We start from the raw sequence: 4133 nt of genomic DNA, 5'->3' as shown, positions 1-4133 counted from the left end.
ATGAACTTCTCATTTTTTTGAAAAGCCTTAGGTTTATTTGGTGCGCCCTTTTTTAGAAAAACACCCCTTATTTATACAAAAAATCCTCCTTGACTTCTCATAGTTGGTCTTACAATGCTTGTACTTATCATAATTATTAAATGTTCCATACTAGATAAATGATCTTTACATAAGCGGAATCTTTCTTTTTTTATTTTCATTCGATAAAATAGTTGTAACCATTTTCATTATGACAGTTTCTAAAATCTTACATTTCATCATTAAAGGAACTATATAATAGGTAAAATTTTAAATTTTTAGTATTTAGGATTTATCGGTTTAATCGTACTTGGTGCCAGTGCAGCGACATTAGGTGGAGAGGACGACAAGAAAGAAAAAGGTTCTACTGATCCAAAACAAGAAACACAAGCAACGACTGCTAAAGAAGAGACAAAAAAGAAGAAGCTCTCAAAAATAAACCTGGAGTTAGCTCCTGCTGTTTTGAATTCGACCAAATTCAAAACAACAGGAGCTACAGTGAAGTTAAAACTAGCATTGGTAATGACGGAGAAAAGACACTCAAGTTCATATGAAATGTTTGCTGAAGGATGTGAACCAGTTAAAGGCACCATTTCAGTTTCTCTAAAAGAAATCTTCAGTTTTTAAAACTGTGTCAAACTCATCATCTAAAGTTGCTAATGATACATTATGTATTTGTTCAGACATAAAAATAGGCTGTAGAGAAAATTTTCTTTACAGGCTGAGAAAACACTTCTCTTAAGATAGAGAAGTGTTTTCCCTTCATTATTGATTAGAGCTAGAAGATTGTGATTTTTTTGCAGCTGATTGTGCATTTTGTTTTTGCACAGAATGCACATCTGTTTCAGTTGCAAACTCTGTACCATAGCTAGTATTTGCAATTTAAGCCCCATCTTCCTTGAGTTATATAAACATCACTTCTCTATATTGTTTATAGGAACAAGTACATTCATTGCTTCCACTGTTAGAAATTATTCTCCCCTTTGTTTATCTTCATGTTTATAAATTTAGCGCACTTTAAGTGCAATATAAAGCTTCATTCCCTAAGTAGTAGATATTGTATTTCCACAAGCCATATTTCTACCAGAATATCTTATTGCCCTGCTTTAAAATCAAATGTATCAAATCTTTTAAAGGTCTCTAATGGACTTTCCCCTTGAATTGCTTGTCTAATAACATCTGCAGCTATTTCATTAGGTACTCTCTTCATCTCGGCCGTAAACTGATGCACAACATCAGTTTACGGCCGAGATGAAATAGTACGATTTACTAATTCATTTATCCAGTATAAAAAAGCAGTTGGATTAGCGTTAAATACAGATATCCCTGCAGCTACTACTCCCTGTAATACATCAGTTTCTGCAATGTCATCAGACCAATCTGTAACCCAATCACCCTTTTCAATTTTGTGTTCTAATTCAAACTTATTTGTCAGGTATCCAGTGTGAGACAGTTTTCTATTGTATCACTTCAAAAATAGACTGGCCCATCCAGTTTCAGCATACATATTTCTCTAACAAATTTAATTCAGAAAGGACAGACGAACATGGAAAGGGTCTACACTGATACAGTAAGGGAAATGCTTAACGGCTGCTACATCTAATTTAGCTGGTCAATTTTTAGCAAGTAACGGCACAGGTTTTGCAGTATCTAGGATCCCATCTCCTTCCAACTAGCAAATACAGTAAATCAAATTTTTGAAGGCACCATAAGGCTTTTCTTTTTTAAAAGGACCTGCTCAATTACTTTATAAAAGCATAAAGTACAGTGACCCCTTGTTTTACCCTCTTACCATAAGGAGGAAAATTTATGAGTTACGGTGGTAGTTGTGGCGGCGGATTTGCTGGTGGCTTTGCTTTATTGGTTGTATTATTTATTTTATTAATCATAGTTGGAGCTGCTTGTTTCTGCTAAAAAACTATTAGAAAAGACACTCTTATATGAGTGTCTTTTCTTTATTTCTAAACAGACTTACTTATTCATTCCATAAAAATATTAATCTATCCCATTGTTAGGTCTTCTAATTAAAACGAGTCATCGTTATTACTTAACTTCTAATACATTTTTCCTAACTTAATTGCAAACTTGCTAGCACCTTTTTTGTTTCTCTCTGTTACATAATCCTGAAAAAAATTTCAGCTGATTGATGGAGATATGATTATTTATGTAATCCGCACACAAACGTCCTGTTCTTGTAGTAATTGGATAGTTAATTCTAATACAATATTTTGCATTAACTGATAAAGCTTATCATGAGTTTTACTTTCTTCTGATATAAATTCAATACATTGAAATATATAGCCTTCTACACATAAGCTTCCTTTTTCAACTATAAATGGATTTTGCCCTTTCTTTATTATTTTTGGCAATAGGAATTCTTTTTTTGTCAAAATAATTTCCTGTGCTATCTCTTTTATTTCTATAATTTTCTCTTTAAAAACTACCTTTTCTATTAAACTAATTTCACCTTTATACCTCCCTATCTCTATTGGTAGTTTCGCAGCTATTAAATTATTTACATCCGCTTCAACTTCCCTCTCTAATAATATACCGTGGATAGGAATCCACGAAGATGTTCCTACCCTACTCTCTTTCATATTCCTTTTTGCTTTTTGATTAGAAAGTTCTAAAAGCACTCTCTTTTCATGAAGTTTGGAAGAAACTAAATTACAATTAATTTCTCCATGATAATATTGCGTTGTAGTTAATAACTTAGAATCCAATTCACGCCTTCTTGCATCTTTTTCATTACGAAATACAAATACTTCTTGATTTTTCACATTAATATTGGGCGGTTTTATAAAACTAGTAACATCCGAAATAATAGAAAATGGAATTTTAACTTTTATTGAACGCACTGAAGTCTCTATTTTCAATCCTGAATCTATACTTTTTTTCTTTGATTCTTTCTCAAATTTAAATGCCTTAGTTTCTTTTTTTGAATTTGGTTCTTTACTTTTTTTCTCTGTTTGTATTGCTTTCGCTTTTTTCTCTGATTTTTCATTTTTCTTATTTTCTCTTATTTCGCGTGAATCATCTTGATCATTTAGTATTTGCCCTTTATAAACTATGTTCCATATCCCCTTACCAACCCATGGCTTAACCAACACCTTCACCCCCACTTATGAAACTCCTAAAAATATGTTTTCATACGCGACCATTTCATCATTATATATGTTTTATAATAATAAAAAAGACAATGTTTTTTTGTTTTATACTTGTACTTGAAAGATCCTACAGTAAGACCTAGTACAATTTTTTATGAAGAGTATCAAATGTTTCGTTTAATTCTGTTGGACGAGGAGAAAAGCCTAATTCAAAGAATTGAGCAATGACTAATTCGCAGCATGGTTGTTCTTAATAAAAAGCTGTATTTTTAAAAACCTATTTATTTTAGTTTGGTAAATCATCGTTTTTAGGATTAATAAAACGAGATGTAGTATCTGAGGAAGAAGTCACTAATGCTAATGATCGAAAATCATCTTCTGTCAAACCAGAAAATAAAACATTTACATTTCAATTAAATGGCACTGAATTACATCCACTGCCTGCATGTTCAATGTTTTTACGAATATATCCTTATACAAACAATTTTGCTCTTATAACTCGGTGGAATCTGTACCTGGTACTGGAGTGAATGCTACAGGAACTAACTTACATTGTGATAAAAACACATTTTTTTATACACGTTTAATTCCGGCTTCGGAGGAAGGATCCTTAGGGTTCCATTTCTTTACATATAAAAATAATCCCACTTTAAATAGGTGGATTACTGCTGCTACAAGATTAATCCTGTAGCTATCTTTTCCATTTGTAAGTTCAAAACAATTATTAGTATTGGAAAAATAACAAATAGATATGCCTAAACACTATACAAAAATAAAGATAAAAACGTATCGGGATGACAACATGTAATGTTAACAAATAAAGATAAAATTTCTATTCAATTTAGGTAAATGAAGAGAAAAAAGATGGTATTATTAAGCCACTTTCATATTTACATAAAAAATCCACACTTAACTAGACTCCTATACTCACACCATCCTTTCTAGACGAGCATAAGATATACTGACGAACGAAAGGGGGTAATTTTATGGGTTTTGGTTTTGGTGGAG

At 31.8% G+C, this 4133-nt stretch carries 3 protein-coding genes and 3 pseudogenes; 1 reads left to right on the top strand and 5 read right to left on the bottom strand.

The features are described from left to right. Positions 1–296: 296 nt before the first annotated feature. From ACTFR3_RS30415 to ACTFR3_RS30405, 3 genes and pseudogenes are all read right to left on the bottom strand, one after another. Positions 297–611 carry a hypothetical protein gene (locus ACTFR3_RS30415; protein ID WP_440045172.1) on the bottom strand — a complete coding sequence of 105 codons (315 nt, stop codon included), beginning with the start codon at positions 609–611 and terminating at the stop codon, positions 297–299. A 172-nt stretch (positions 612–783) separates the two neighbouring features. Then, positions 784–897 (bottom strand): annotated as a pseudogene (locus ACTFR3_RS30410) (gamma-type small acid-soluble spore protein); the annotation flags it as partial. A gap of 164 nt (positions 898–1061) precedes the next feature. After that, positions 1062–1465 (bottom strand): annotated as a pseudogene (locus tag ACTFR3_RS30405) (hypothetical protein); the annotation flags it as partial. A 362-nt stretch (positions 1466–1827) separates the two neighbouring features. On the opposite strand from ACTFR3_RS30405, the gene ACTFR3_RS30400 reads away from it, so the two are divergent. Continuing rightward, positions 1828–1932 carry a YjcZ family sporulation protein gene (locus ACTFR3_RS30400; RefSeq protein ID WP_098282266.1) on the top strand — a complete coding sequence of 35 codons (105 nt, stop codon included), beginning with the start codon at positions 1828–1830 and terminating at the stop codon, positions 1930–1932. A 248-nt stretch (positions 1933–2180) separates the two neighbouring features. Here the strand turns inward: ACTFR3_RS30400 and ACTFR3_RS30395 are convergent, their stop codons facing one another. Then, the gene (locus ACTFR3_RS30395) at positions 2181–3125 is read right to left on the bottom strand and encodes a BC_2427 family protein (RefSeq protein WP_440045173.1); all 945 of its coding nucleotides are present in this window, start codon (positions 3123–3125) and stop codon (positions 2181–2183) included. Between the two features lie 139 nt (positions 3126–3264). Next, positions 3265–3698: pseudogene (locus ACTFR3_RS30390) on the bottom strand (DUF7852 domain-containing protein); the annotation flags it as partial. Positions 3699–4133 lie beyond the last annotated feature (435 nt).

The sequence above is a fragment of the Bacillus cereus group sp. MYBK14-1 genome (assembly GCF_051916885.1).
Taxonomy (GTDB): domain Bacteria; phylum Bacillota; class Bacilli; order Bacillales; family Bacillaceae_G; genus Bacillus_A; species Bacillus_A cereus.
This window is presented reverse-complemented; position numbering and strand designations above follow the sequence as displayed.

Coding starts and splice junctions, on each gene's coding strand:
- ACTFR3_RS30415 (WP_440045172.1), bottom strand. CDS start 611: ATGGTGCCTTTAACTGGTTCACATCCTTCAGCAAACATTTCATATGAA.
- ACTFR3_RS30400 (WP_098282266.1), top strand. CDS start 1,828: ATGAGTTACGGTGGTAGTTGTGGCGGCGGATTTGCTGGTGGCTTTGCT.